Here is a 25,426-nt window from a genome sequence, read left to right as displayed (position 1 = left end):
GGATGACGACAATCAGTACTGAGGTTATTCGAGGCTCCCTTCAGTCGTGACCTGCCGTGACGTAACCGCGGGTCGCGACTGAAGTCGCTCCTACAAACTAGCTACTGGGTGAAGAGCTGAGAGGCCCGCACCAATCCGTAAGCCAGCAACGCCGTCACCGGCAGCGTGAGGATCCACGCCCATACCATCCGCTCCACGATCGACCAGCGGATCGCGTTCCAGCGTTTGGCGGCGCCCACGCCCATGATCGACGCGGACACGTTATGCGTGGTCGACACCGGAATGCCCAGCACCGAGGCGGTCAGGATCACTGCCGCCGAACTGCCTTCGGCCGCAAAACCGTTGATCGGATGCAGCTTGACCATCTTGTGGCCAAGCGTCTTGATGATGCGCCAGCCGCCGCCGGCGGTGCCGGCCGCCATGGTCAGTGCGCAAACCACCTTGACCCAGATCGGCACGACAAAGCCACCGTGCGCGTCGCCCTGGATGCGCAGGAAATCCAGCCAGACCGGCAGATGGTCGAACTGACCGGCCGCGGTGGCCCCGGCCAGGGCGAGCGCGATGATGCCCATGCTTTTCTGCGCATCGTTCATGCCATGCGCCAGCCCCATCGCACTGGCCGACAGGATCTGCGCCTTGCCGAAAAAGCCGTTGACGAACGGCGTGCGGCCGAAGCGATGCAGAAAGCCCTTCTGACTGGAGAACCAACCCAGCAAGGCATACAGCGCGCCCATCAACAGAAAGCCCATGACGAAGCCGAGGAACGGCGACACCACCATCGGCACGATCACCTTGGGGATCACACCCTTGCCGGCCCACCAGTGCGCGCCGCCCTGAAACCAGATCACCGCGTTGAAGTTATTCGCCGAGGCGGCCACGGCCGCGCCCACCAGCGAACCGACCAGGGCATGGCTGGAACTGGATGGCAGGCCCAGCCACCAGGTGAACAGATTCCAGATCGTCGCGCCGAGCAACGCGCAGATCAGCAACTGCGGACCGACGTCGATGATGCCGGTATCGATCAGACCCGAGGCGATCGTTACCGCCACCGCGGTGCCCCATAGCGCACCGATCAGATTGGTGATGGCGGCCATCAGCACGGCCTGCCCCGGCGTCATCACCTTGGTCGCCACCACGGTGGCGATGGAGTTGGCGGTATCGTGAAAACCGTTGATATACGTGAAAGCAAGCGCGATCAGCACCACGATGAGAACCAGGCTCATGCGCTAACTCCAGCAAGCTGGCATCGACAATCGGCGAAAAGCATCGGTCGGCGCCTTCAGGAGTTTTTCAACACGATCGAGTAAACGATGTTGCCGACATCGCGGCACTTGTCGATCGCTTTCTCCAGCAGCTCGAACAGATCCTTGGCCAACATCGCGCGCATCGCATCGTTGCCTTCCACGTATAGCGTGCGGTACGGCGACAGCAGCATGCGGTCGCCCTCCGCTTCGAGTGTCTGCAAGCGGTCCTGCAGCTTCTTGACCGGATCGATGCGCAGGCCACGACGCAGCTCGCCGATCATCTCCTCGACCACGGCGGTGGAACGCTCCAGCACCAGCGAGCGCGGCGCGAAATCGATATCGGCGAGACGCTCGCCGACGATGTCGTAACGCTCGGCAAACTTCTCGATGGTCTTGGGAATCTTGTACAGCGCCGAGTTGAGCGCCTCGATGTCCTCGCGATCCAGCGCGGTGACAAAGGTATTGACCAGCTCTTCGCTGATCTGCGCGGCCAGTGCTTTTTCCCGGGCCCGGCTGGCCGCGAAAGCGGTCATGACCGGAGCATGATCCTTACGCGAAACCAGATCATGCAATGCCCTGGCGCTCTCCCGGGCCGCCTCGGCGCTCTGTTCGAGCAGGCCATAGAACTTGTCGCCTTTGCCGAAAATAGTTTGCAGTGAAAACATGTTGCACGGTCCGGGGAGAGGGTAAATATGTCCAATATGTTACAGGACCGCACCCCGGGGCCGCATCCAGGCGCCCTTCCGGCCCTTGAGCCTGCGCCCGCTGCCTTTACACTTATCCCCATGTCTCCGAAACCACAGCCGCCGCGATGCTGACCGAAATCGCGCTAGTCATCGTCCTCGCGCTGTGCAACGGCTTTTTCGCCCTCTCCGAAATGGCGCTGGTGGCCTCGCGCAAGAGCCGCCTGAAGCAGATGGCCAAGACCAGCCGCCGCGCGCGGATAGCCCTGCGCCACGCCGAGGCGCCGGAATACTTCCTTTCCACGGTGCAAGTCGGCATCACCCTGGTCATGCTGGTCACCGGCGCGGTGGCCGGCGACGCCCTGGGCGGGCATATCGCCGATGCGCTCCACGGCGGCCGGGCCGCCTGGCTGGAGCCGTACGCCCGCATCATCGGCGTCGTGCTGAGCTTCGTGCTGATTTCCTTTATCCAGATCGTGATCGGTGAACTGGTGCCCAAGCGCCTGGCGCTGGCCTCGCCCGAGCGCGCCTCCGGCTATGTCGCCATGCCGATGCTGGTGCTCTCGCGCATAACCGCCCCCTTCGTCTGGCTGCTCAACGCCTCCAGCAACCTGCTGCTGCGGCTGCTCGGCATCAACCGCATCAGCCGTGAAGCGGCCACGGAAGAGGAAATCCGTCTGCTGGTAGCCGAAAGCGCCGAGCAGGGCGTGCTCGACCGCGACGAGCACAACATGGTCAACCGGGTCCTGCGCCTGGGCGACCGCAGCGTCGACAGCGTCATGACTCCGCGCATGCGCATTGCCTGGCTGGATATCAACGCGCCGGCAGCCGAGAACGACGAAGTGCTGCGCGATACGCCTTATTCGCGCTACCCGGTCTATCGCGGCGACGAAAGCGATGTCGTGGGCGTGGTCGAAGTGAAAAACCTGCTGCGCAACTACCGCGGTGGCCATCCGGACATGTTTGCCAAGATGGCCAAGCCGCTGTTCGTGCCGGCGACGGCGCGTGCGCTGGATCTGCTCGAGGAGTTTCGCGATGCCGAGACACCAATGGCGCTCGTGGTCGACGAATACGGCGATATCGAAGGCCTGGTGACGCTGAACGACCTGCTCGCCGCCGTGGTGGGCGCTACCCAGCTCGGCCACGGTCATGGCCACAAGAACGAAGAAAACTCGCCCATCGTCGAACGTGCCGATGGCAGCTGGTTGATCGACGGCTCACTGTCCAGCGACGACCTGCGCGAACTATTGGGCCTGGACCACCTGCCGGGCGAGGAAGAACACGAATACCGCACCGCCGCCGGCATGGTGATGGCGGCGCTGGGCCATATCCCGCAGACCGGCGAGGTGTTCGCCTGGCAGGGCATCCGGTTCGAAGTGATCGATCTGGACGGAGCGCGTATCGACAAGCTGCTGGTCACGCCGCCGTCGCGCAATGGCCCCGCCGAAGACGAGCAGTAGGCCCTTTTCCTCACCCGGCGTTCAAGCCGGCGTGGTGATGATCCGGGCATGCCCGCAAAATCTCACGATCCACGTACCACCGAGCTGCTCGCCGCCGTCGTCGCCTCTCACGACGGCGAGCGAATCTCGCTCGACGAGCTCATGGCGCCGCTGCAACGGCGCGCCTTCGGCTTTCTGTTGTTATTGATCGCGGTGCCGAATTTCATCCCCGTGCCGCTGGGCGTCGGCGGTATCACCGGCACCTTGGCGAGCCTGCTTGGCCTGCAGATGCTGATCGGCCTGGAGCAACCCTGGCTGCCGCGCTGGCTGAAGCAACGCTCGTTGAAACGCAGCTCGCTGCAGCACTTCCTCGAACGCATTGCGCCGATTACGCGCTGGCTGGAGAAGCTGTGCAAACCCCGACTTGAGCGGCTGACCACCCACCCGCTCACCATCGCCTCGGGCCTGATGATGATCTTCCTCGGCGTGCTGTTGATGCTACCGATCCCCTTCACCAACTACCTGTTCGGCGTGATGTTGCTGGCCTTTGCGTTTGCCTTGATCGAACGCGACGGAGCGCTATTGCTGGTGGTGTGGGGAGCGACGGGAGCCAGCGTGGGATTGTCGGCGGGCGTGGCGCGATCGTTGTGGACGATGGTGAGGGATTGGTTTTAGGGGCATAGGCGAGCGAAGCGCGTAACGCCCGACTCATGAATCCCTCTTCGCAGAGCCTCTAAAAATTCCCTCCTATCCGTCACCCCGGCAAAGGCCGGGGTCTAGCGCCTTGTGCCTCGACGCACTAAAGACGCTGGGCCCCGGCCTTCGCCGGGGCGACGATGAAAACTGAGTTTATTTGAAGACTACTCTCGCTCCCGCGCCAGCCTTGCCATACGCTGCGCATCCGCAAAAATCCCATGCAGCATGCGCAACTCACGCTCATCCATCTGCGCGCGCTGAAACAGCTTGCGCAAACGCAGCATGATCGTCGTCGGTGCACGGCCTTTGTGGAAGTCGATATCGTCCAGCGTCTGCAGCAGGTGCTCGTAGAAGCGTTCCATCTGTGCCGCGTCGGCCAGCGGCTCGGCGTCCTCGCGCGGCGGCGGTGCCTGCGGTGCATCGCCCAGTTGCGCCATGCGCACTTCGTACGCCATGACCTGGACGGCCTGCGCCAGATTCAACGAGCTGAAATCGTCGACGCTGGGAATGCGCACCATCGCATGACAACGGGCCAGTTCCTCGTTCTCCAGGCCGGTGCGTTCGTTGCCGAATACCAGCGCCACCTGCTCGCCGCGCGCGACCGCGGCCAAGGCCTGGCTGGCAGCTTCGCGGGGGGAGATTTCCGGCAGGTTCACACCGCGGCGGCGGGCCGATAGACCCAGCGCCAGGCTGCAGCCGGCCAGACCATCGACCAGTTCGTCGTGCACCCCGGCGCTGCCAAGCACGTCGTCCGCGCCGGCGGCGAGCGCCGAGGCCTCGGCATGGGGAAACCGGGAGGGGGCGACCAGCTCCATTCGCGAAAAGCCCATGGTCCGCATGGCCCGAGCCGCACTGCCGATATTGCCGGGGTGCGAGGTGCGGACGAGGACGAAGCGAAGAAGATCGGCGGAAATGGCGGCTGGCATGGCTGCGGAGACAGGGTTGGGGCGGCAAGGATAGCGGCCCTTACTCCTCGACGCATTGTCCTCTGCTAGAATCACCGGCCGTAACCCGCTCTTTTGAAAGCCCAAAGCCATGCCAAGACCCGCCGTTAACGTCGCGGTGCGCGCCGCACGCGCCGCTGGAAACGTGATCCTGCGCTATATGAACCGCATCGACGGCCTCAATGTCGTTGAAAAGCAGCGTATGGACTTCGCCTCCGAAGTCGATCGCATGGCCGAAGCCGAGATCATCAAAGAGCTGCGCCGCGCCTACCCCACCCACGCCATCCTCGCCGAAGAAAGCGGCTCGATCGGCAAGGGACCGCTGGTCTGGGTGATCGATCCGCTCGACGGCACGCATAACTACCTGCGCGGCATCCCGCATTTCTCCGTCTCGATCGCCCTGCTCGACCGCGGCGAGCCGGTCTATGGCGTGGTGTTCGATCCGCTGCGCGACGAGCTGTTTACCGCCAGCAAAGGCGATGGCGCCTACCTCAACGATCGCCGCCTGCGTGTGGGCAAGCGCGAGAACCTGGGCGGCGCGATGATCGCCACCGGCTTCCCGTTCCGCCAGCGCGAGCACCTGACCCCGCAACTGGATATCACCCGCGCCATGCTTGGCCAGGCCGAAGATATCCGCCGCTCCGGTTCGGCCGCGCTCGACCTGGCCTATGTCGCCGCCGCGCGCTATGACGGTTATTTCGAGATTGGCTTGAAGCCCTGGGACATGGCAGCCGGTGTGTTGCTGGTGCGCGAAGCGGGCGGGCGCTACTGCGATTTCGCCGGTCGCGAAGGCATTCCGGAAAGCGGCAATATCGTCGCGGCCAACCTCAATGTGGCGCAGGCGATGCTCGATGCGATCGGCCAGCAGGCCACGCCGGCGTTGCTGAAGGCATAAGCAGCCCTTCCTATTTTGGAACCTCTAGAACCTTTTCCTAGTCGTCATCCCGGCGAACGCCGGGATCCAGCGCCTTACGCTTCAACGTGCTAAAGACGCTGGGCCCCGGCGTTCGCCGGGGCGACGATGAAAACTGAGGTTATTCGATGCTCCTAATAGCTCTGCCCGACAGCTACTGCTGCTCTTGCTTCAACAACTCACGCAAGAACGGCACCGTCACCCGGCGCCGTGCCGCCAGCGACGCCTGATCCAGCCGATCGAGCAGATCGAGCAAGGCGCCCAGGTCGCGCACATAGCGCGCAAACAGCCAATCCAGCACGTTGTCGTCCAGCTCGATGCCGCGTGAAGCCGCCTGCGTCTTGAGCACGAGTCGCCGCTCCTGATCGTCGAGCGGCTTGAGCACGGCCTGCTGGCAAGCACCGAGGCGCGAGCGCAGATCGGGCAAGCTCAAACCCAGTTGTGTCGGCACGTTTTCGGCCGCAAACACCATCGCCAGTCCGTCCGCGCGCGTGCGGTTGTAGACATCGAACAGGGCATGCTCGGCTTCGCGATCGCCTGCGATGGCATCGAGATCGTCCAGCGCAAGCAGATCGCTGCCGGCCACGCCACGAATAGCGGCAGCACGGTCGCTCAATCGCGACAGCGGCAGGTATTGCACCGTGCGGCCCAGTTCATTGGCCGCCTGGCAGGCAGCCATCAATAGATGGCTTTTACCGCTGCCAGCCGGGCCGCTGACATAGAGCCATGCCGCACCCGGCTCATGCGCCAGCGCTTCGAGCGAAGCGACCGCGGGAGCGTTTGCACCGGCATAAAAATGTTCAAATCGCTGGCGACGTGGCCAGCGCAAGGCAAGCGGCAACTGCGGAATCATGGCGAGGACTTGCCATCCTTGTTGTCGCCTTCCCTGATGACGGTGGTTTCGGTTTCGACGTCGCCAGTTTTTGTATCGACGGTGACATCGACTTCGGTAATGACCGGATCCTGCACGCCTTCGACCGTATACAACTCGCTCTGTCGATAACGCTCGCCGAGATAGCGCAGCAGCACCATGATCACCGACGCCGCTGGCAAGGCCAGCAGCACGCCGAGAAAGCCAAACAGGTAACCACCGGCAAGCACCGCGAAAATCACTGCTACCGGATGCAAGCCGATTTTTTCGCCAACCAGGCGCGGCACCAGCACATAGCCTTCAAGCAGCTGACCAACCACGAACACGCCGACCACGATCAGCAGATGCGTCCAGTCGCCGTATTGCACCAGCACGGCGATCACCGCCGAACCGAAACCGACGATAAAACCCAGGTAGGGCACGAAGCTCAACAGGCCCGCGACCATGCCGATCAACGGCCCCACGGACAAGCCGGCTATACCCAGTGCGCCGCCGTAAAAAATACCCAGCGCCAGCATCACCAGCAACTGGCCGCGCACGAAGGCGCCCAACACCTTGTCCGATTCGCGCGCGAGATAGGCAATCGTCGGCTCGATCGAGCGCGGCAGCATCTGGTCGATCCAAGCCGTCAGGCGGTCCCAGTCGCGCAATAGATAGAACGCCACCACCGGGATCAGCACCAGATTGGTCAGCCACATCACCACGCCGATGCTGGAGCGGGATATCTTGCCCAGCACGGTGGAGGCGACACCGCCGATCGAATCCATGTGCTCCTTGATCGTCTGCACCAGACGCTGGGTATCGAAGACATCCGGATCAAGACGTAACCGGTGCTGTATCCATGGCAGTGCCGTATCGCGGATCCACTCCACATAGCGCGGCAGGTTCTGAACCAGGTTCTCGACCTGACGAGAAATCAGCGGTATCAACAGCAGCAAGGCACCGACGGCAAGCAGCGAGATCACGACAAAGACGATCGTGACGGCGAGCGTGCGGCCCAGACCGATGCGTTCGAGGCGGTCGGCAAGCGGATCGCCCAGATAGGCCAACATGCCCGCGACAGCGAACGGCATCAATACTGGCGCAAGCAACCACAGCAAATAGCAGATCACCGCCGCGATGGCCAAGATCTGCCAGCGGCGGGAAACGTCCTGATTCATCGGCGAGTGAGTCGACACACGGCGTCCTTACGCAAGAAAAACAACGTCGGACCGTTGCGGCGCGATCATGGCCTCCGCGTCAACGATCCGCTGCAAATCATGACCAGCGATCAATGCAGCCAACGCAGGCTGGCATCGGCGCCATCGTGGTTTTCGCCCTGCAACAGGCGTCCGCCAGCAGCGAGGTTGGCCGACAAGGCATCCATCGGCAGGCCGGCCTTAACCGCGAACAGCATGCCATCGCCCTGTGCACTCAGCGTGGTCACCTGACGCACCATCGGATCGGCACGCAAGGTGGAAAGCAGGTTGGCATAGTCCATCGCCGTATTGAGCCCGGTGATCCACAGCTTGCCGTCGACGTTAGCAGTACCGATCGTATTGAGTTGCTTGCCCAGACGATCGGCAAGATTGTTGCCCGCATCGGCCTGCATCGCATTTTCATCGGCAGCCTTGGTCGTCCAGCGCTGCTGCGGGCCGCCCGATACCAGGTTCCAATCGGCTGTATTGCCATGAATCTGACCGACCAGCATCAGGCCGGTACGGTACTGCTTGGCCAACGCCATCACTTCTTCGGCATCGACACTGGACACGGTGGGCGTATCGCCGACTTTCTCCGGATCAGCCAAAACCGCGCCGTAGCCGCGGGTCGAGATGGTCTGGGTCAGCGTCGCCAGCGCGTCTTTGCCCAGCACCTTGTTATCGTCGCCGCGTACCACCAGCAGGATCGGCGGTTTCACGCCCGCGCTGGCCACGCCCATCTGCGATACGGCGCGCTGCACCGCAGCCTGATCGAACGTCACCGACAGGCTGAGACCGGTTGCCACGCCAGGGGCGCCGCGCTGATAACGATACTGCTGCACCAGGCCCGGCGCGCCCTTGATGACGTCGCCATAACCGGCGCGACTACGCAGATCCTGCCCGCCAGCAACGCGCGTCAACACCTGGCCCAGCCCCTCGCCAAATGCCTGATCGCGCACCGGCTCGGTGGTGTCCTTGACCGGCACGACCACGGTGTACGGCGACACCTGGGACTGGGCGTGGACCGCCGACAGCAGCATGAACAGGCTCAGCACGAAGCCGACGAGAAGCTGGCGAGGGAAGCGCATGGGGAGGGCTTGATCCAATGGGAAACGGGGAGAGTCTGCCGAATCTGGGCGTGAGCGTCCAATGACGGCTGGGCGACAGGGAATGGGAAACGGGGAACGGAGGCGGCAAATTCGGCCGCCGGACATCCCCCTCTGCTAATATTGACCGTTTCCCAGCTACCCTCGCCGGAACCCGTCATGTCCGACGCCCTTACCTATCGCGCCGCCGGTGTCGATATCGATGCAGGCAATGCCGTCGTCGAGCGCATCAAACCCTTGGTCAAGCGCACCTTCCGCCCCGAAGTCATGGGTGGCCTGGGCGGTTTTGGCGGCCTGTTCGACCTGTCCGGCCGCTACAAGGAGCCGGTGCTGGTCTCCGGTACCGACGGCGTGGGCACCAAGCTCAAGCTGGCCCAGCAATTGGGTCGCCATGACACGATCGGCATCGACCTGGTCGGCATGTGCGTCAACGACGTGTTGGTACAGGGCGCCGAGCCGCTGTTCTTCCTCGATTATTTCGCCACCGGCAAACTCGACGTGGACACCACCGTTGCGGTTGTCGGCGGCATCGCCAAGGGTTGCGAACTGGCCGGGTGCGCGCTGATCGGCGGCGAGACCGCCGAAATGCCGGACATGTATCCGCCGGGCGAATACGACCTGGCCGGCTTTACCGTCGGCGCGGTGGAAAAATCCGAGATGCTCAGCGGTGAGGGCATCGTCGCGGGCGATGTCATTCTTGGTGTCGCCTCCAGCGGCCCGCATTCGAACGGCTATTCACTGGTGCGCAAGATCGTCGAGCGCGCCGGCAGTCCGCTCGAGCTCGACCTTGGCGGCGTCAAGCTGGTCGATGCCCTGATGGCGCCGACCACGATCTACGTCAAGCCGATCCTGGAGCTGATGAAGTCCGTGCAGGTTCATGGCATGGCGCACATCACCGGCGGCGGCTTGAAGGAAAACATCATCCGCGTGGTGCCGGATGGGCTAGCGCTGAAGCTCGATGCGTCGGCGATCGTGTTGCCGCCGGTATTCGACTGGCTGATGCGCGAAGGCAATGTCGCTCGCGAAGAAATGTGGCGCACCTTCAATTGCGGCGTCGGCTTCACGGTGATTCTGCCGTCCAGCGCGGTTGCGGCAGCGGCCGATTTGCTTAAGAAGCACGGCCTCGCCACCGCGGTGATCGGTGAAGTTGTCGCCGCTTCGGGCGACGAACGCGTCCATATCGGCTGATTCGGCCGCCAGTCGCCCCGGCCACGGCCGGGGTCCAGCGTCTTCGACACCACAGCATGCCGACACCTTTGCGTATAGCCGTCCTTGCTTCGGGACGCGGCAGCAATCTGGCCGCGCTACTGGCCGCGCGCGAGCGTGGCGAGTTGGCGATCGAACCCGTCCTGGTCGCCAGTGACAAGCAAAGCGCCGGTGCGCTGCGTCTTGCCGAAGCGGCCAACATTCCGACGGTGGCGCTCAATCCACGCAGCTACGCTCAGCGCCGGGATTTCGATGCGGATCTTTTTGCACGCGTCGCCGACAGCGGCGCGGAGTTGATCGTGCTTGCCGGCTTCATGCGCATCCTCGACGGCGACACGTTGCGTCCCTGGGTCGGGCGGATGATCAACATCCACCCTTCGCTGCTGCCCAAATACCGTGGGCTGCATACGCATCGACGTGCGCTGGAAGCGGGCGATACCGAGCACGGTGCCAGCGTGCATTACGTCACCGCCGAACTCGATGGCGGCCCGGTCATCGCGCAGGCACGTGTTGCCATCTCGCCACAGGACGATGAGGACAGCCTGGCGCAGCGGCTGCTGGCCCATGAGCATCGGCTGTTGCCTGCGGTGGTGGACTGGATTGCGCGGAGGCGTCTGGCTTTAGGCGAAGCCGACCGCGTCATGCTCGATGGCGTGGCGTTGTACGCCCCTCTGAGGTTGCTTGACCGCCACCTGCAGGTGTAGGAGCGGCTTCAGAACTCTCCAAAAGACCCCTTCTTATCTCGTCATCCCGGCGCAGGCTGGGACCCAGTGGCTTCTGTTTTCGGTTTTCGCGCTGGAGCAAATGCGTGATGACTCTCGCAACAACCGATCACAAAGCCACTGGGTCCCGGCCTGCGCCGGGATGACGATAGGAAAAACTGAGGTTAGTGACATAAAGATCTCGCGGCGTTTTCGCAGAACGCTACGGCCATTCACATTGTCTGTTCAGGATCGCCGCGTAGACTCCTGAACCTTATGAAGACACCTAACCGCGTTCGTATTATCGCCGCCGGCCTCCTGCTGGCGCTCACCACCACCGCCGCCATGGCAGCCACGCCCGCGCCGTTTACCGCCAGGTATCAGGTATTGCAGGGCGGTCAGGCCATCGGTGAGGCAACCATTACCCTGAAGTCCGCCGGCGGTGGCAGCTGGGTCTACAGCAACGACGTGAAAAGCACTGGCGGCCTGGCCGCGGCGCTGGGTGCCAGCTCGAACGAGAGTTCGCGCTTCCGCATCAACCAGGGCGCACCGGAAACCCAGGTCTATGACTCGACCGTCAAGGCGCTCAAGACCAAGACGCGCCATGTCGAAGTCGACGCGAATCACCAGGTCAGCGTCGACGAAGGCAAGGGTCCGTCGACCTACGCCGGCACCGCTGGCATGGTCGACCGCAACCTCGCCCCGCTCGCCGTGGGCTGGGCGCTACGCGACGGCAAACAGGCGATCACGCTGCCAGTCGCCGTAAAGCGCAATGTCGAAAACCAGCAGTTCAAGGTCACCGGCAAGGAAAGCGTGCAAGTTCCGGCCGGCACCTTCCAGGCCGAACGCGTCGAACGCACCGACGCCGACAAGGCTTTCAGCGCCTGGTACGTCCCGCAGAAATACCCGGTGCCGGTAAAGCTCGCGCAGAGCGATGGCGGTGACCTGACCTTGCAGCTGATCAGCTACCAGGGCGGCAAATAACGGGTTAAGAGTGGGAGGAGTGAGAGAAGAGCAGTAACGCCACGGCGTATGGCACTCACTCCTCACTCCTGTCACGACGGCAGGCGGCGAATCTTCGCACCCAACACGCCCAACTTCTCTTCGATGTTCTCGTAACCACGATCGATGTGATACACGCGGTCGACGGTGGTATCGCCCTGCGCGACCAGACCGGCAAGCACCAGACACGCCGAAGCGCGCAGGTCGGTGGCCATGATCGGCGCACCGCTCATCTTTGCCACGCCCTGGATGATCGCGGTGTTGCCTTCGAGGCGGATGTCCGCGCCCAGACGCTGCAGCTCATGCGCGTGCATGAAGCGGTTTTCGAACACAGTTTCGGTGATGACGCCAACGCCTTCGGCGATGCAGTTCAACGCGGTGAACTGCGCCTGCATGTCGGTCGGGAATGCCGGGTAAGGCGCCGTGGTGATGTTCACCGCCTTCGGACGACGGCCCTGCATGTCCAGCTCGATCCAGTCCGGACCGGTGGAAATATGCGCGCCGGCGTCTTCAAGTTTGGACAACACGGATTCGAGCGTACTGGCCCGCGCGTTACGCGCACGGACCTTGCCGCCGGTCATCGCGGCACCGACCAGGAAAGTACCGGTTTCGATGCGGTCCGGCAGCACTTCGTATTCGGCGCCATGCAGGCGCTCCACGCCATGGATCACCATGGTCGAGGTGCCGGCGCCTTCGATCTGCGCGCCCATCGCGATCAGGCAGTTGGCCAGGTCGACGACTTCCGGTTCCTGCGCGGCGTTTTCGATGATGGTGGTGCCCTGAGCCAGGGCTGCGGCCATCATGATGTTCTCGGTACCAGTCACGGTGACCATGTCCATGGCGATGCGCGCGCCCTTCAGACGCTTGGCCTTGGCCTTGATGTAGCCGTTCTCGACGACCACCTCGGCACCGAGCGCCTCCAGGCCGCGGATGTGCTGGTCGACCGGACGCGAGCCGATCGCGCAGCCGCCCGGCAGCGAGACTTCCGCCTCGCCAAAGCGGGCCACCAGCGGGCCGAGCACCAGGATCGACGCACGCATGGTGCGCACCAGGTCGTACGGGGCGAAATAACGGTCGGTCGAGCGCGGGTCGACCTGCATCTTCATGCGGTCGTCCAAGGTGAGCTGGGTGCCCATCTGGCCGAGCAGTTCGATGAAGGTGGTGACGTCGTGCAGGTGCGGCACGTTGCTGATCGCTACCGGCTCGTCGGCCAGCAGACAGGAAGCGAGGATCGGCAACACGGCGTTCTTGGCACCGGAAATGCCCACTTCGCCATGGAGCGGCTCACCACCGCTGATCAGAATCTTGGCCATCAAAAGTCCTTAAAGAGAATGTCTGGAGGGCGGTAGCGCGGTCGTCAGCGACGCGCGGCCACTTCCTCGGGCGTATAGGTTTTCAGCGCCAGGGCATGAATGGCCCCGCCCATCAGGTCGCCGAGGGTCGAGTAGACCAGGCGGTGGCGGGCCAAAGGCAACTTGCCGGCGAACTGGCTGGCGACTACTTCGGCCTCGAAGTGCACGCCGTCATCGCCGCTGACATCGGCGCGCGCGCCGGGCAGGCCGGTTTCAATCATTGCCTGAATAGTGGCTGCGTCCATGGGGTTCCTGCTTGGAGCTGATGCGGCGACGCCTGCGATAGAAGTGCATACTTCCATCCAACGCGCCGTCATATAACGGTAAAATGCGAATATGCCATGGTAATGGAAATCTTCTGTCGCAGAAACGACAGCGGTGTCCGCTTCAGCCCGGCACAAAGGAGTGAGCCGAGCAGCCGATCCCCCGGTCGGCAAGCTTACGGACCGCCGATCCTAGCCCCCGAGGACGCATGAACGCCCATATCGCACGCCCCAGCCAGCCCGCCTTGATCGACGCAGACGCCATCATCCAAAGCGCCCGCACCGTGATCGCCACCGAGGCGGACGCGATCCGGGCGCTCGAGCCGCGCATCGGCCAGGATTTCGTCGAAGCCTGCCGGTTGATCCTCGGCTGTGCGGGCCGCGTGGTGGTGATCGGCATGGGCAAGTCTGGGCACATCGCCCGCAAGGTGGCGGCCACCCTCGCCTCAACCGGTACGCCGGCGTTCTTCGTCCATCCGGGCGAGGCCAGCCATGGCGACCTGGGCATGATCCTGCCGCAGGACGTGGTGCTGGCCTTGTCGGCCTCCGGCGAAACCGACGAAATCCTGTTCATCCTGCCAGTCATCAAGCGCCAGGGCATCCCCCTGATCGCCATGACCGGCAACGATCAATCGTCTCTGGCCAAGCAGGCCGACCTGCATCTGGACACCAGCATCTCGGTCGAAGCCTGCCCCCTCGGCCTGGCGCCCACCGCCAGCACCACGGCCGCCCTGGTGATGGGCGACGCGCTGGCCGTGGCCCTGCTCGAAGCCCGTGGCTTTACCTCCGAGGACTTTGCCCGTTCGCATCCGGCGGGCAGCCTGGGCCGGCGTCTGCTGCTGCATATCAGCGACATCATGCATACCGGCGAGGGCATCCCGACCGTGGCGCCCGACGCCAGCCTGACCCAGGCGCTGGTGGAAATGACCCGCAAGCACCTGGGCATGACCGCGGTGATCGATGCCGACCGCCGCCTGCTCGGCGTGTTTACCGACGGCGACCTGCGCCGCGCCCTGGACGACGACGACGTGGACCTGCGCGGCGCCAGCGTCGCCGAGGTGATGACCCGCGGCCCCAAGACCATCGGGGCCGACAAGCTGGCCATCGAAGCGGCTCAACTGATGGAAAAGCATCAGATTCACGCCCTGCTGGTGGTCGATGAGCAGCAAAAAGTGGTCGGCGCGCTTAACATTCATGATCTGCTCCGCGCCCGCGTGGTGTGATGGCGTGATATCTGGGGATGGGAGACGGGTTGTGGGGGCGCTTGATGTAGGCCACCGCGAGCCTCGTGCGTTAAGAAGCTGCCGCAAGGCCTGAGCCTGGCGCCCCCACTGCCCGTCCCCATCTCCATCAAGTTGTCTTCGTCCCAGCCAGGCTATCGTGAACGTGTCTACCTATCTCGCTGACGTCCCCGCCGAAGTCCTCGCTCGCGCCGCCAAAATCCGGCTGGCCGTGTTCGACGTGGATGGCACGCTGACCGACGGCCGGCTCTGGTACGGCGAAGACGGCCATGAGGCGAAGATTTTCCACGTGCACGACGGTCTCGGCCTGAAACTGTTGCAAAACAACGGTGTACAGGTAGCGATTTTGTCCGCGCGAATCAGTCATCCGGTTGCCCTGCGCGCCGAAGAGCTCGATATCGCCCACGTCTACCAGGGCCAGAACGACAAGCGCGCCTGCCTGAATCAGCTGATCGATGCGCTGCAGCTGAGTCCGGATCAGGTCGCCTTTGTCGGCGACGACCTGCCCGACCTGCCTGCCATGGCCATCTCGGGCCTGGCGGTGGCAGTAGCCAACGCCCATCCCTGGGTAGCCGAACGCGCCCACTGGCAAACCCGTCGAAGCGGTGGCCAGGGCGCGGCGCGCGAAGTGGCCGATCTGATTCTTCTCGCCCAGGGCCGCGTCGCCGCGGAACAGGAGCGCTGGCGATGAGATTGCCGGGGTTTCTGCGCGATCGCGGCACACCCGCGCTGATCGTGCTGCTTGCGCTCGGCATCGTCGCCGCGCAAGGCGTGTATTGGTGGCTGGCGCCTTCACCCAAGGTGAGCGACTTCGTCGGTCCGCCGCGTTCGGGCTATGTGCTGACCAACTTCCGCTTGTGGTCCTACGACGAGGACGGCCAACCGAGCTTCGGCATGAATGCGCCGCACCTGGAGCGCCGCGAGGGCGACGAGTCGTTGTATATCAACGCGCCCAAGTACGACCTGCCTTCCAATCAGCCCGGCGTGCCGGACTGGTCGGGCGATTCGACCTATGCCTGGGTCGACAAGGCCGGCACCCTGCTGAAGCTGCAGGGCGCGGTCTATATGCACCGCCCGGCCTTTGCCGATACGCCGCCGGCCGATCTGCATACGTCCGAAGTGACCGCCTGGCCGAAAGAAAATCGTATGCAAACCGACGCCCCGGCACAGTTGACCCAGGGCGACAGTAGAATGAACGGCATCGGCATGCGTGCCAACCTCAACGACAATCATCTGGAGCTCCTCAATGACGTCCACGGCACATTCGTCCCGCGCCCGCGGAGTCGTCCGGTACAGCCTGCTGCTCCTGGGGCTGCTCGCGCTGCAACCGGCGCTGGCAAGAAAGGATGACCGCGACAAGCCGATGAACGTCGAGCACGCCAATTCGTTCGACGGTTTCAACGCGCCCAACAGCATCACCACCCTCACCGGGAACGTGGTGATCACCCAGGGCACGATGAAGGTCACCGGCAATCTGGCCAAGATCTATTTCGATGGCGACCAGAACGTCAGCCGCATGGTGATGACGGGCACGCCCGCGCACATCCAGCAGATCGACGATTCGGGCAACCTGATGACCGGTGACGCCACGCAGCTGGACTACGACAACATCAACGGCATTGCCGTGCTCACCGGCAATGCCGTGGTCAAGCAGCAGGGCCGTGGCGAAGCCCACGGCGACAAGCTCACCTACAACACCCAGACCAGCCAGATGAATGGCGAGAGCGGTGGCGACGGACGCGTGGCGATGACCTTCGTACCCAAGCCGCGCACCGACAAGGGCGCCAAGCCGGCGACGCCGCCGGCCAAGCCTGCGAGCAGCGCGTCGGCACCGGCGCCTGCCCAATCCACGTCGACCAAGCCGCAGGGACAACCGTAATCCATGCTTTCTGCTGAAGGTCTGCAAAAGAGTTTCCGTACCCGCCAGGTCGTGCGCGACTTTGCCTTTTCGATTCGCGAAGGCGAGGTCGTCGGTCTGCTCGGCCCGAACGGCGCGGGCAAAACCACCTGCTTCTACATGATCGTCGGCCTGATCGAGGCCGATGCGGGCTTGATCAAGCTCGACAAACAGGACATCACCGGCCTGCCGATGCATGCTCGCGCCAAGCTCGGCATCGGCTATCTCCCGCAGGAAGCCTCGGTGTTCCGGCGCCTGACGGTGTCGGACAACATCATGGCGGTGCTGGAATTGCGCGAAGGCCTGGATCAGCGCCAGCGCAATACCGAGCTGGAAAGCCTGCTCGACGAGCTGAAGATCGCGCACATCGCCGAACAGAAAGGCATCAGCCTGTCGGGCGGCGAGCGCCGACGCGTGGAAATCGCCCGCGCCTTGGCCGCGCAGCCGCGTTACATGCTGCTCGACGAACCGTTCGCCGGCGTCGACCCGATTTCGGTAGGCGAAATCCAGCGCATCGTCCGTCATCTGAAAGAGCGCGGTATCGGCGTGCTGATCACCGATCATAACGTTCGCGAAACACTCGGAATCTGTGACCGAGCCTACATTCTCAACGATGGCGAAGTGCTATCGCGTGGTACGCCGGCACACATCCTGGCCGACGAGAAGGTGCGTGAAGTCTATCTGGGCCGCGAATTCCGGTTGTAATCCGAATACCTGCCCGGTTTGCAGGTGCGCCGCCATGACACGACGTTTTAACGTAACCCTGATCCAAATCACATTCGACTGTACGCTCTAGCCTCCCCTGGCGACTAGGGCTATGGTCGCACCCGTTTATAGGGGTTAGGATGACCCCAGTTCATCTTTTCCCGGCTGGCATGAAAACCGGACTGCAGTTTCGCCTCAATCAGCAACTTACGCTCACGCCTCAACTTCAACAGGCTATCCGCCTGCTGCAGCTGTCGCAGTTGGAGCTGGAGGCCGAGCTGCGCCAGATTGCCGAGAGCAATCCGCTGCTCGAGTTCTCCGAAGAATCCACCGACAACGAAAACGCCGAAGACGGCAGCTTCGAAAACGCGGTCGAAGTACCGGTGCCATCCAGCACCAAGAGCAGCGACGATAGCGGCCCGGGCGATGATGCCGAAGCGCCAGACTGGAGCGACGGCCCCGGCGATCAGCCGATCGACTTTTCCAGCAGCGGTAGCGCCAGTTCCAGCCGCAACAACGGCAATGGCGACGAAGACGGCTTCGAGCCGCAAAACGCCGCGCCGGAAACGTTGCACGAACACCTGATGTGGCAGCTGAATCTGACGCACATGACGCCGCGTCAACGCACCATTGCAACGGTGCTGATCGATGCGGTCAATGCGGACGGTTACCTGAGCGAAGGCCTGGAAGCCGTCGCTGCCGCCATTCCCGCCGACTTGAAGGCAAGCCTCGACGAAGTCGACGGCGTGCGCCGCCTGCTGCAGCGTTTTGATCCCACCGGTGTGGCAAGCCTGGACTTGCGCGATTGCCTGCGAGTGCAGCTGGAACAGTTCGACCCCGACACGCCGCATATCGAACTGGCGCTGCGCATCGTCGACAACGAACTCGAATTGCTCGCGCGCAACGACGTCAGCAAGCTGGCGCGCCGTCTGCGCGCCGAGCCGGAAGAGGTTTCCGCCGCGTCCATGCTGATCCGCAGCCTGGATCCGCGCCCTGGCGCGTCGATGGACCCGACACCGGTCGAATACGTTGCGCCCGACGTGTACGCACGCAAGGACGGTGGCCGTTGGCGCGTGAGCCTCAATCCCGATTGCCAGCCGCGCCTGGGCCTCAACCAGCACTATTGCAACATGATCGCGCAGGCCCGCGGCGAAGACGCCAGTTGGATGCGCGGGCAACTGCAAGAAGCGCGCTGGCTGATCAAGAGCCTGGAGTCGCGCGCGGAAACCTTGCTCAAGGTCGCCGAAGCCATTGTGCGGCGACAGAGCGCTTTTCTCGACTACGGCCCCGAAGCGATGCACCCCCTGGTGCTGCGCGAAGTCGCCGAAGAAGTCGGCATGCACGAATCGACGATTTCTCGCGTGACCACGCGCAAATACATTCACACGCCGCGCGGCACGTTCGAACTCAAGCACTTTTTTTCCAGTGGTGTTTCCACCGAAGACGGCGGCAGCGCATCGGCCACGGCCATCCAGGCGATGCTACGCAAACTCGTCGACGCGGAAGACACACGCAAACCTTTATCGGACCAGGCGATCGCCGAAGAATTGCGCCGCAAGGGCATTCAAGTGGCGCGTCGCACGGTTGCCAAATATCGGGAGGCCATGCGCATACCAAGTTCGAGCGAGCGCCAACGCGCCAATTGATCGGTACGTGAGAAATAAATTCGCGCTTGCGGGAACTTGATCGCGCCAGGAATGTTCCCAGCTTATGACTGATGGTGTTTCCTCGACACCCGAGGATGCATCCAACCCAAGCCGCGAAACGCGGCCAGCATCATGAGGAGGCGCAACATGCAATTCCAACTCAGCGGTCAGCAGATCGAAGTCACCCCGGCCCTGCGCGAGCACGCTACCGCCAAGCTCGACCGCCTTACCCGCCTCGACGAAAAGATATTGAGCCTCAATATCGTTCTCTCGGTCAGCAAGCTGCAGCAGAAAGCCGAAGGCAATCTGTCGGTAAATGGCAGCGTGCTCCACGCCGAGGCCGTCGAATCGGACATGTATGCCTCCATCGATGTCCTGTTCGACAAGCTCACCGCGCAATTGCGCAAACACCGCGACAAGATCTGCGACAAGCACCAGCGTGAAGTACGCGCGGAGCGGCAGTACGGTTGATCTCTCGGGGGCTGGCTAGAGCAAGAGCCCCCTCACCCCAGCCCTCTCCCCCGGCAAGCCAGGGGAGAGGGAGCAAAACCCGGTCCTCTCCCAGCCCATGCCTCGCGACCCGGTATCTTTCGGGGGCGCGTCCTTGTGCTGCAGGGCACAAACGGATCCAAACTGGCACAATATCGCCAGGTGCCGCTCGCGCGGCCAAAGGGACTCCGCTTGGACCGCCTCACCGCTCGACAACTCTACGATGGCGTACACGAACGCATGGCCTTGCGCTGGGTGTCGGGCATGCGTGGGGAAGCGCGCGTGCTCGAACACGGCGTCACCATCAGCCGGCGCCCGTCGCTGATCGGCTACCTGAACGTCATTTACCCCAACAAGATCCAGATCATCGGCACGGAAGAGCTCAACTTCCTCGATGGGCTTGATTCGCGCCAGCGCTGGGAAGTGATCAACAAGATCGCCGCTTACCAGCCGGTGGCGATCATCGTGACCAAGGATCAGGCGATCCCCTCCGATCTGCGCGAAGTCGCCGAAGAAACCAATACGCCCCTGTGGATCAGCTCCAAGCGCGGCCACGAGCTGCTGACCTGGATGCAGTACTACCTGGCGCGCATGCTGGCGCCACGCATCACCCTGCATGGGGTGTTTCTCGAGGTTTTTTCGATCGGCGTGCTGATTACCGGCGAGTCCGGCTCGGGCAAGAGCGAACTGGCGCTGGAACTGATCAGCCGCGGCCATCGGCTGGTGGCCGACGATGCCACCGAATTCACGCTGATCGCGCCGGATGTCATCGACGGCACCTGCCCGGAACTGCTGCAGGATCTGCTCGAGGTCCGCGGCCTGGGTGTTCTCAACGTACGTGAGATGTTCGGCCACACCGCGGTGAAGCCCTCGAAGTATCTGCGCCTGGTCGTGCATCTCAAGCCGTTGCGAGACGGCGAGGACACCGATGGCATGACCCGCCTGACCGGCGACGTCGGCCGCCGCGAGATCCTGGAAGTGCAGGTCCCGCTGATCACCATCCCTGTGGCACCGGGTCGCAACCTGGCGGTCCTTGTGGAAGCGGCTGTGCGCAGCCATGTATTGAAGAGCAAGGGCATCGATCCGGCACAGACCTTCATCGACCGCCAGGCGCACCAGATGCGCCGGTTGCCGCCCTGGTAACAGAGAACCTTCATGAGCGATTCCCCGCAACTGGTTCCTAGTATCGAACCTGACGAAACCCACCTGATCGTCCTGACCGGCATGTCCGGCGGCGGCAAGACCGTCGCCCTGCGCGCGCTGGAGGACCTGGGGTTCTATTGCGTCGACAACCTGCCCACCGCCCTGCTGCACGAACTGGTGCGCACGGTCATCAAGAACGACAAGAGTGGGCAGCGCCGACATATCGCTGTCGGCATCGATATCCGCAACCGTGGTGACGATTTCCGCCAGGTGCCGGAGGTGATGTCCGAGCTGGCATCGGCTGGCGTGCAGGTGCACCTGATCTTTATCGATTGCCGCGACGAGATCCTGATCAAGCGCTATTCGGAAACGCGCCGCAAGCACCCGCTTTCGGCACGCGGCCTGTCGTTGGCCGATGCGATCGCCGAAGAACGCCGGATTCTGCGTCCGCTGTCTTCGCTGGCCGAAAAGGTCATCGATTCGAGCGAACTCAACGTGCATCAGCTACGCCGCCTGATCGCCACCGGCTACGCCGAGGCGACCAAGGGCCTGACCCTGATGTTCGAATCGTTCGCCTATCGCCGTGGCCTGCCGCCGGACGCCGACTTTGTTTTCGACGCGCGCTGCCTGCCCAACCCGCACTGGGACGCGCGTCTGCGTCCCTATTCAGGCAAGGACGCACCGGTGCGCGAATTTCTGGACCAGCAACCGCTGGTAGGTGAGTATTTCGCCGATACCAGCCGCTGGCTGGACAATTGGCTGCCGAGATTCGAGCAGGACGACCGCAGTTATGTGACTATCTCCATCGGATGCACCGGGGGACGCCACAGGTCGGTGTATCTGGCCGAGAAACTGGCCGCGCATTACCGCACGCAACGAGAAAACGTGCTGATCTTCCACCGCGAGCTTGAGTAGTAGTAACCATCATGCACGCCATTGAAAACCACCAGGGGACACTGCGGCCATGAGCGTCGGAGTGATGTTGATGACGCACGAGGCCGTAGGCCAGGCGTTGATCTCGGCGGCACACCACGTGCTGCCCAAGTTGCCGTTGAACATCCAGGCCGTGGAAGTTCCAGGCCAGGCCGATCCGGATGTCATGCGCACGCTCACCGAGCGGCATGCGCGCGAACTGGATCAAGGCGAGGGGGTGCTGGTTCTGGCCGACCTGTATGGCGCCACGCCGTGCAACATCGGTCTGTCGCTCAGCCCGCTGGGCGTTCGCTTGCGTTGCGTCTCCGGCCTTAATCTGCCGATGCTGCTGCGCGTACTCAATTACGCGGAAAAACCACTGGACGAGCTGGCGGAAATTGCCGCGAGTGGTGGCCGCGGAGGGATTTTCATCGATCATGCTTGAGAAAGACATCGTTATATCGAACAAGCTCGGCCTGCACGCACGCGCCTCGGCCAAACTGGTACAACTGGTGCAGGGTTTCAAATCCACCGTGTGGCTGGTCAGCAGAGGCCGTGAAGTCAACGCACAAAGCATCATGGGCGTGATGATGCTCGCCGCCGGCCTCGGTACACCACTGACGATCCGCGCCGACGGCCCGGACGAACAGAATGCATTGGAGGCGGTGGTCGCATTGTTCGATCGAAAGTTCGACGAAGGGGCGTAAGGATGGAATGGGGAAACGGTGATAACGCCAGGCAAGAAAAATTCGGCATGCAACTGATGGCCGTCTGTCGTTGTCTGATGCCGCGCTTGCCCTCTTCCCCACCGCTTCCACCATCGAGACCGCTTGCATGAGGCATCTGTTGCCTGGCACGACCGCATCACGAGGCATGGCATTGGGTCGTGCGCGACTGGTACAGCCGAGCCGTTATCTGGTCGACACCCGCCCGCTGGGCGAAGATGAAGTCGACAGCGAAATCGAAAAGCTGCACCGCGCGCTCGACACGGCGCGTCTGGAGCTGCGCGAACTGCGCGGCAAACTGCACGGCGCACTGGCACGCGAAGTCAGTGAGTTTATCGACGCACATACCTTGCTGCTGGACGACCCCGAGTTGCTGCGCGGGCTCGACGACCTCGTGCGCATCGGCCATTACCGTCCCGGTGCGGCGCTGAAGAAACAACGCGATCGCCTCGCCGCCATCTTCGAGGCGATGGACGATCCTTACCTGCGCAGCCGCAAGGAAGACATCGACCAGGTCATCAACCGCGTGATCTCGGCGCTGCAGCGCCAGACCAGCGTGGAAGAGCGCAAGATCGCCGCGCGCGTGGGCGAAATCCTGATTGCCGACTCGATCGCGCCGGCCGACATGGCGCACCTGGCCGGAAACGGCCTGCTGGGTGTCGTCGCCAGCTCGGGCAGCCCGTATTCGCATAGCGCGATTCTCGCGCGCAGCCTCGACCTGCCCATGCTTGTCGGCGTGCGCGACGCGCTTTCGACCATCCACGATGATGACCTGATCCTGCTCGACAGCGAGCGGGGTGAAGCAGTCGTGCATCCGACCGCGCAGGATCTCTCGCGCTACCGTGCGTGGCAGCGCGAAGCCGCGCAAGCAGGCCGTCGTCTTGCCACGCTGGCGAACGCACCCACGCGCACCCGCGACGGCGTAGATATCCGGCTGTACGCCAACGCCGAAATGGCGCCCGACATCGCCTCGGCGCGCGCACGCGGCGCCGATGGCGTGGGGCTGTATCGCACCGAATTCCTGTTCTTGCGCCACAAGGGCCTACCCTCCGAAGACGAGCAGTTCATCGCCTATCGCGATCTCGTGCTCGGCATGGGCGGCCTGCCGGTCACCATTCGCACACTCGATCTGGGTGCCGACAAGGCCGATGCGGCCGGACTGGCGATCCGTGGCGAAGAAAATCCCGCGCTCGGCGTGCGCGGTGTGCGCCTGTCGCTACGCTATCCCGCCGTATTCACCACGCAGATTCGCGCGATCCTGCGTGCGGCATGCTATGGCCCGGTCCGCGTGCTGGTCCCCATGGTGACCCAGCCGGACGAACTGATCGCCGTACGTACGCTGTTCAAGCTCGCCCGCCAGGAGCTGAAGCGCGAGAACATCGATCTGCCGGAGAAGCTCTCGCTTGGCGCCATGATCGAAGTGCCCGCCGCGGCCATCAACGTGCGCGAGCTGCTCGAACATGCCGACTTTCTTGCGATCGGTACCAACGACTTGGCGCAGTACGTGCTCGCCGCCGACCGCGGTAACGACGCGCTGGAAAATATCTACAACCCCTTGCAGCCGGCCCTGCTGCGACTGATCTCGCACGTGCTCACCGCCGGCCGACGCGCCAGGAAGCCGGTCAGCCTGTGTGGCGAAATCGGCGGCGATGTGAACTTCACGGCGATGCTGCTGGCGTTGGGCTTGTGCGAATTCAGCATGCATCCGGGCCAGTTGCTGCTGGTACGCGATCGCATCGCATCGCTGGATTTCCATATGCTGCGCAAGCATGCGCCGAAGCTGATACGCGCGCGTTCGCACGAAGAAGTGGCCGAGATGCTTGGCAAGATCATGCTTGCCTCGCAAGCCGTGTGCAGCGAACCGATCAGTGTCAACGCGCCGGTGCTGTGACCGGCGTAAATGCAGCCAATAGCTTCTTCAGCGCCTTGAGCGCCGCTTTGGATGTTTCGTCGTACTGAGCACGAATGATCGCGCCGTCGATCGCCACGGCGATTGCGACGGCGTCACCCGCGCGGCGCGAGGCAGGCGGCAGATACCGGGCTATCGCATCGACCATCGACTGCTTGTGCCCTCGTGAGACCTCCAGCACATCGGGCAGGCTGCCGCCCAACTCCACCACACTGTTGATGAAAGCGCAGCCGCGAAACGTACTGGACTCGAACCATTCCTGCATGGCGGCGATGACCGCGGCTGCAATCTTGCCCTCGCCCGCTCCATACCTGGCCAAGGCATCTACAAACCAGTTCATCCAGCGCTCGTGACGATAGTCGAGAAACGCGCGAACCAGATCGTTCTTGCTGGGAAAGTGTCGATAGAACGTCACTTTCGTCACGCCCGACTCGGCAATCACCCGATCGATGCCGGTCGCACGCACCCCTTCGCTGTAGAACAGGTCGTGGGCGGTCGTGAGGATGCGGTCGCGGGCGGCGGAAACTTGGGTCTGGGTTACCATGCCTGGATAGTAGACAGGTCTGTCTACATTAGCTAGCCTTGTCATGTAGACAAATCTGTCTACCCACCCTTATGGATGCCCGCCATGACCACCAAGCCACCTGTGCCGCCATTCACCGAAGAAACCGCCAAACAGAAAGTGCGACTTGCCGAAGACGCCTGGAACAGCCGCGATCCCGAGCGGGTGTCCCTGGTCTATACGACCGATACGCATTGGCGCAACCGCGCTGAATTCGTCGATGGCCGCGAGGCGGTGCGTGCGTTTCTCGAGCGCAAATGGAATAAGGAACTGGACTATCGGCTGATCAAGGAACTGTGGGCCTTTGCCGGCAACCGGATTGCGGTGCGATTTGCCTATGAGTGGCATGACGATTCGGGGCAGTGGTATCGCAGCTATGGCAACGAGAACTGGGAGTTCGACGCGGACGGGCTGATGAAGTTTCGCCATGCGAGCATCAATGATCAGCCGATCAAGGCTGAGGAGCGGAAGTTTCATTGGGCGCAGGGGCGGCGGCCGGATGAGCATGTGGGGTTGAGTGAATTGGGGTTCTAGAGCCCCCTCACCCCTACCCTCTCCCCCGGCAGAGCCAGGGGAGAGCGGGCCGGGTACTCACGAAA

At 63.1% G+C, this 25,426-nt stretch carries 28 protein-coding genes; 19 read left to right on the top strand and 9 right to left on the bottom strand.

Features of this window, described 5'->3' with window-relative positions:
• Positions 1 to 101: 101 nt before the first annotated feature.
• Both ACZ6WW_RS20740 and ACZ6WW_RS20735 read right to left on the bottom strand, forming a co-directional pair.
• Positions 102 to 1,223 (bottom strand): inorganic phosphate transporter, encoded by a 1,122-nt coding sequence (locus ACZ6WW_RS20740; protein WP_465275886.1) that lies wholly within the window; start codon positions 1,221 to 1,223, stop codon positions 102 to 104.
• 56 nt (positions 1,224 to 1,279) lie between these two features.
• Positions 1,280 to 1,909, bottom strand: a complete 630-nt coding sequence (locus tag ACZ6WW_RS20735; protein WP_465275885.1) for a DUF47 domain-containing protein — start codon at positions 1,907 to 1,909, stop codon at positions 1,280 to 1,282.
• Between the two features lie 146 nt (positions 1,910 to 2,055).
• On the opposite strand from ACZ6WW_RS20735, the gene ACZ6WW_RS20730 reads away from it, so the two are divergent.
• Positions 2,056 to 3,387 (top strand): hemolysin family protein, encoded by a 1,332-nt coding sequence (locus ACZ6WW_RS20730; RefSeq protein ID WP_465275884.1) that lies wholly within the window; start codon positions 2,056 to 2,058, stop codon positions 3,385 to 3,387.
• A gap of 48 nt (positions 3,388 to 3,435) precedes the next feature.
• Positions 3,436 to 4,041, top strand: a complete 606-nt coding sequence (locus ACZ6WW_RS20725; protein WP_465275883.1) for an exopolysaccharide biosynthesis protein — start codon at positions 3,436 to 3,438, stop codon at positions 4,039 to 4,041.
• A gap of 185 nt (positions 4,042 to 4,226) precedes the next feature.
• On the opposite strand, the gene ACZ6WW_RS20720 is transcribed toward ACZ6WW_RS20725, so the two are convergent.
• The gene (locus ACZ6WW_RS20720; RefSeq protein WP_465275882.1) at positions 4,227 to 4,988 is read right to left on the bottom strand and encodes an RNA methyltransferase; all 762 of its coding nucleotides are present in this window, start codon (positions 4,986 to 4,988) and stop codon (positions 4,227 to 4,229) included.
• A gap of 109 nt (positions 4,989 to 5,097) precedes the next feature.
• Between ACZ6WW_RS20720 and ACZ6WW_RS20715 the strand changes: the two genes are divergently transcribed.
• Positions 5,098 to 5,901, top strand: a complete 804-nt coding sequence (locus tag ACZ6WW_RS20715) for an inositol monophosphatase family protein (protein WP_465275881.1) — start codon at positions 5,098 to 5,100, stop codon at positions 5,899 to 5,901.
• 172 nt (positions 5,902 to 6,073) lie between these two features.
• On the opposite strand, the gene hda is transcribed toward ACZ6WW_RS20715, so the two are convergent.
• The 3 genes from hda to ACZ6WW_RS20700 form a co-directional block, all read right to left on the bottom strand.
• Entirely contained in the window at positions 6,074 to 6,772 is a 699-nt protein-coding gene (gene hda, locus ACZ6WW_RS20710) for a DnaA regulatory inactivator Hda (RefSeq protein ID WP_465275880.1), read from the bottom strand.
• Entirely contained in the window at positions 6,769 to 7,950 is a 1,182-nt protein-coding gene (locus ACZ6WW_RS20705) for an AI-2E family transporter (protein ID WP_465275967.1), read from the bottom strand. Before ACZ6WW_RS20705 ends, hda begins: the two co-directional genes overlap by 4 nt.
• Before the next feature lie 110 nt (positions 7,951 to 8,060).
• Positions 8,061 to 9,056: a DUF2066 domain-containing protein gene (locus ACZ6WW_RS20700; RefSeq protein ID WP_465275879.1), complete on the bottom strand. Its 996-nt coding sequence runs from the start codon at positions 9,054 to 9,056 to the stop codon at positions 8,061 to 8,063.
• Between the two features lie 177 nt (positions 9,057 to 9,233).
• Here ACZ6WW_RS20700 and purM point away from each other — a divergent pair, with 177 nt between their 5' ends.
• The 3 genes from purM to ACZ6WW_RS20685 all read left to right on the top strand — a co-directional run bounded on the left by purM (position 9,234) and on the right by ACZ6WW_RS20685 (position 11,965).
• Positions 9,234 to 10,262, top strand: a complete 1,029-nt coding sequence (gene purM / locus ACZ6WW_RS20695) for a phosphoribosylformylglycinamidine cyclo-ligase (protein WP_465275878.1) — start codon at positions 9,234 to 9,236, stop codon at positions 10,260 to 10,262.
• A gap of 56 nt (positions 10,263 to 10,318) precedes the next feature.
• Complete coding sequence (purN, locus tag ACZ6WW_RS20690; RefSeq protein ID WP_465275877.1) at positions 10,319 to 10,984, top strand: phosphoribosylglycinamide formyltransferase; 666 nt, start codon at positions 10,319 to 10,321, stop codon at positions 10,982 to 10,984.
• 273 nt (positions 10,985 to 11,257) lie between these two features.
• The gene (locus ACZ6WW_RS20685; protein ID WP_465275876.1) at positions 11,258 to 11,965 is read left to right on the top strand and encodes a DUF3108 domain-containing protein; all 708 of its coding nucleotides are present in this window, start codon (positions 11,258 to 11,260) and stop codon (positions 11,963 to 11,965) included.
• 71 nt (positions 11,966 to 12,036) lie between these two features.
• Here ACZ6WW_RS20685 and murA read toward each other — a convergent pair whose 3' ends face one another.
• Positions 12,037 to 13,296 (bottom strand): UDP-N-acetylglucosamine 1-carboxyvinyltransferase, encoded by a 1,260-nt coding sequence (gene murA / locus ACZ6WW_RS20680; protein ID WP_281850110.1) that lies wholly within the window; start codon positions 13,294 to 13,296, stop codon positions 12,037 to 12,039.
• A 44-nt stretch (positions 13,297 to 13,340) separates the two neighbouring features.
• On the bottom strand, positions 13,341 to 13,580 hold the full coding sequence (locus ACZ6WW_RS20675) for a BolA family protein (protein ID WP_281850111.1): 240 nt from the start codon (positions 13,578 to 13,580) through the stop codon (positions 13,341 to 13,343).
• Positions 13,581 to 13,807: 227 nt separating this feature from the next.
• Between ACZ6WW_RS20675 and ACZ6WW_RS20670 the strand changes: the two genes are divergently transcribed.
• The 12 genes from ACZ6WW_RS20670 (at position 13,808) to ptsP (ending at position 24,247) form a co-directional block, all read left to right on the top strand.
• Positions 13,808 to 14,821: a KpsF/GutQ family sugar-phosphate isomerase gene (locus ACZ6WW_RS20670; RefSeq protein ID WP_465275875.1), complete on the top strand. Its 1,014-nt coding sequence runs from the start codon at positions 13,808 to 13,810 to the stop codon at positions 14,819 to 14,821.
• A 163-nt stretch (positions 14,822 to 14,984) separates the two neighbouring features.
• Positions 14,985 to 15,530 (top strand): KdsC family phosphatase, encoded by a 546-nt coding sequence (locus tag ACZ6WW_RS20665; protein WP_465275874.1) that lies wholly within the window; start codon positions 14,985 to 14,987, stop codon positions 15,528 to 15,530.
• Positions 15,527 to 16,189 carry an LPS export ABC transporter periplasmic protein LptC gene (gene lptC, locus ACZ6WW_RS20660; protein WP_465275873.1) on the top strand — a complete coding sequence of 221 codons (663 nt, stop codon included), beginning with the start codon at positions 15,527 to 15,529 and terminating at the stop codon, positions 16,187 to 16,189. Before ACZ6WW_RS20665 ends, lptC begins: the two co-directional genes overlap by 4 nt.
• Positions 16,086 to 16,718 (top strand): lipopolysaccharide transport periplasmic protein LptA, encoded by a 633-nt coding sequence (lptA, locus tag ACZ6WW_RS20655; RefSeq protein WP_465275872.1) that lies wholly within the window; start codon positions 16,086 to 16,088, stop codon positions 16,716 to 16,718. The genes lptC and lptA overlap by 104 nt, the downstream gene beginning before the upstream one ends.
• Positions 16,719 to 16,721: 3 nt before the next feature.
• A complete protein-coding gene (gene lptB, locus ACZ6WW_RS20650; RefSeq protein ID WP_281850116.1) occupies positions 16,722 to 17,441 on the top strand; it encodes an LPS export ABC transporter ATP-binding protein in 720 nt (239 codons plus the stop codon).
• Positions 17,442 to 17,611: 170 nt separating this feature from the next.
• Entirely contained in the window at positions 17,612 to 19,087 is a 1,476-nt protein-coding gene (locus ACZ6WW_RS20645) for an RNA polymerase factor sigma-54 (protein WP_465275871.1), read from the top strand.
• Positions 19,088 to 19,234: 147 nt separating this feature from the next.
• A complete protein-coding gene (hpf, locus tag ACZ6WW_RS20640) occupies positions 19,235 to 19,558 on the top strand; it encodes a ribosome hibernation-promoting factor, HPF/YfiA family (protein ID WP_281850118.1) in 324 nt (107 codons plus the stop codon).
• A gap of 210 nt (positions 19,559 to 19,768) precedes the next feature.
• Entirely contained in the window at positions 19,769 to 20,719 is a 951-nt protein-coding gene (hprK, locus tag ACZ6WW_RS20635; protein ID WP_465275870.1) for an HPr(Ser) kinase/phosphatase, read from the top strand.
• A 12-nt stretch (positions 20,720 to 20,731) separates the two neighbouring features.
• Positions 20,732 to 21,634: an RNase adapter RapZ gene (rapZ, locus tag ACZ6WW_RS20630; protein ID WP_281850119.1), complete on the top strand. Its 903-nt coding sequence runs from the start codon at positions 20,732 to 20,734 to the stop codon at positions 21,632 to 21,634.
• Between the two features lie 49 nt (positions 21,635 to 21,683).
• On the top strand, positions 21,684 to 22,076 hold the full coding sequence (locus tag ACZ6WW_RS20625; RefSeq protein ID WP_281850120.1) for a PTS sugar transporter subunit IIA: 393 nt from the start codon (positions 21,684 to 21,686) through the stop codon (positions 22,074 to 22,076).
• Positions 22,069 to 22,338 (top strand): HPr family phosphocarrier protein, encoded by a 270-nt coding sequence (locus ACZ6WW_RS20620; RefSeq protein WP_281850121.1) that lies wholly within the window; start codon positions 22,069 to 22,071, stop codon positions 22,336 to 22,338. Before ACZ6WW_RS20625 ends, ACZ6WW_RS20620 begins: the two co-directional genes overlap by 8 nt.
• A 127-nt stretch (positions 22,339 to 22,465) precedes the next feature.
• Entirely contained in the window at positions 22,466 to 24,247 is a 1,782-nt protein-coding gene (gene ptsP / locus ACZ6WW_RS20615; protein ID WP_465275869.1) for a phosphoenolpyruvate--protein phosphotransferase, read from the top strand.
• Here the strand turns inward: ptsP and ACZ6WW_RS20610 are convergent.
• Positions 24,228 to 24,809, bottom strand: coding sequence for a TetR/AcrR family transcriptional regulator (locus ACZ6WW_RS20610; protein ID WP_465275868.1), 582 nt, complete (start codon positions 24,807 to 24,809; stop codon positions 24,228 to 24,230). The two genes, ptsP and ACZ6WW_RS20610, sit on opposite strands and share 20 nt — an antisense overlap.
• A gap of 75 nt (positions 24,810 to 24,884) precedes the next feature.
• Here ACZ6WW_RS20610 and ACZ6WW_RS20605 point away from each other — a divergent pair, with 75 nt between their 5' ends.
• Positions 24,885 to 25,361: a nuclear transport factor 2 family protein gene (locus ACZ6WW_RS20605; protein ID WP_465275867.1), complete on the top strand. Its 477-nt coding sequence runs from the start codon at positions 24,885 to 24,887 to the stop codon at positions 25,359 to 25,361.
• Positions 25,362 to 25,426: the final 65 nt, after the last annotated feature.

The sequence above is a fragment of the Dyella sp. NPDC103356 genome, assembly GCF_055584465.1.
Note: the sequence above shows the minus strand (reverse complement) of the source record. Positions and strands in the feature narration are given on the sequence as shown.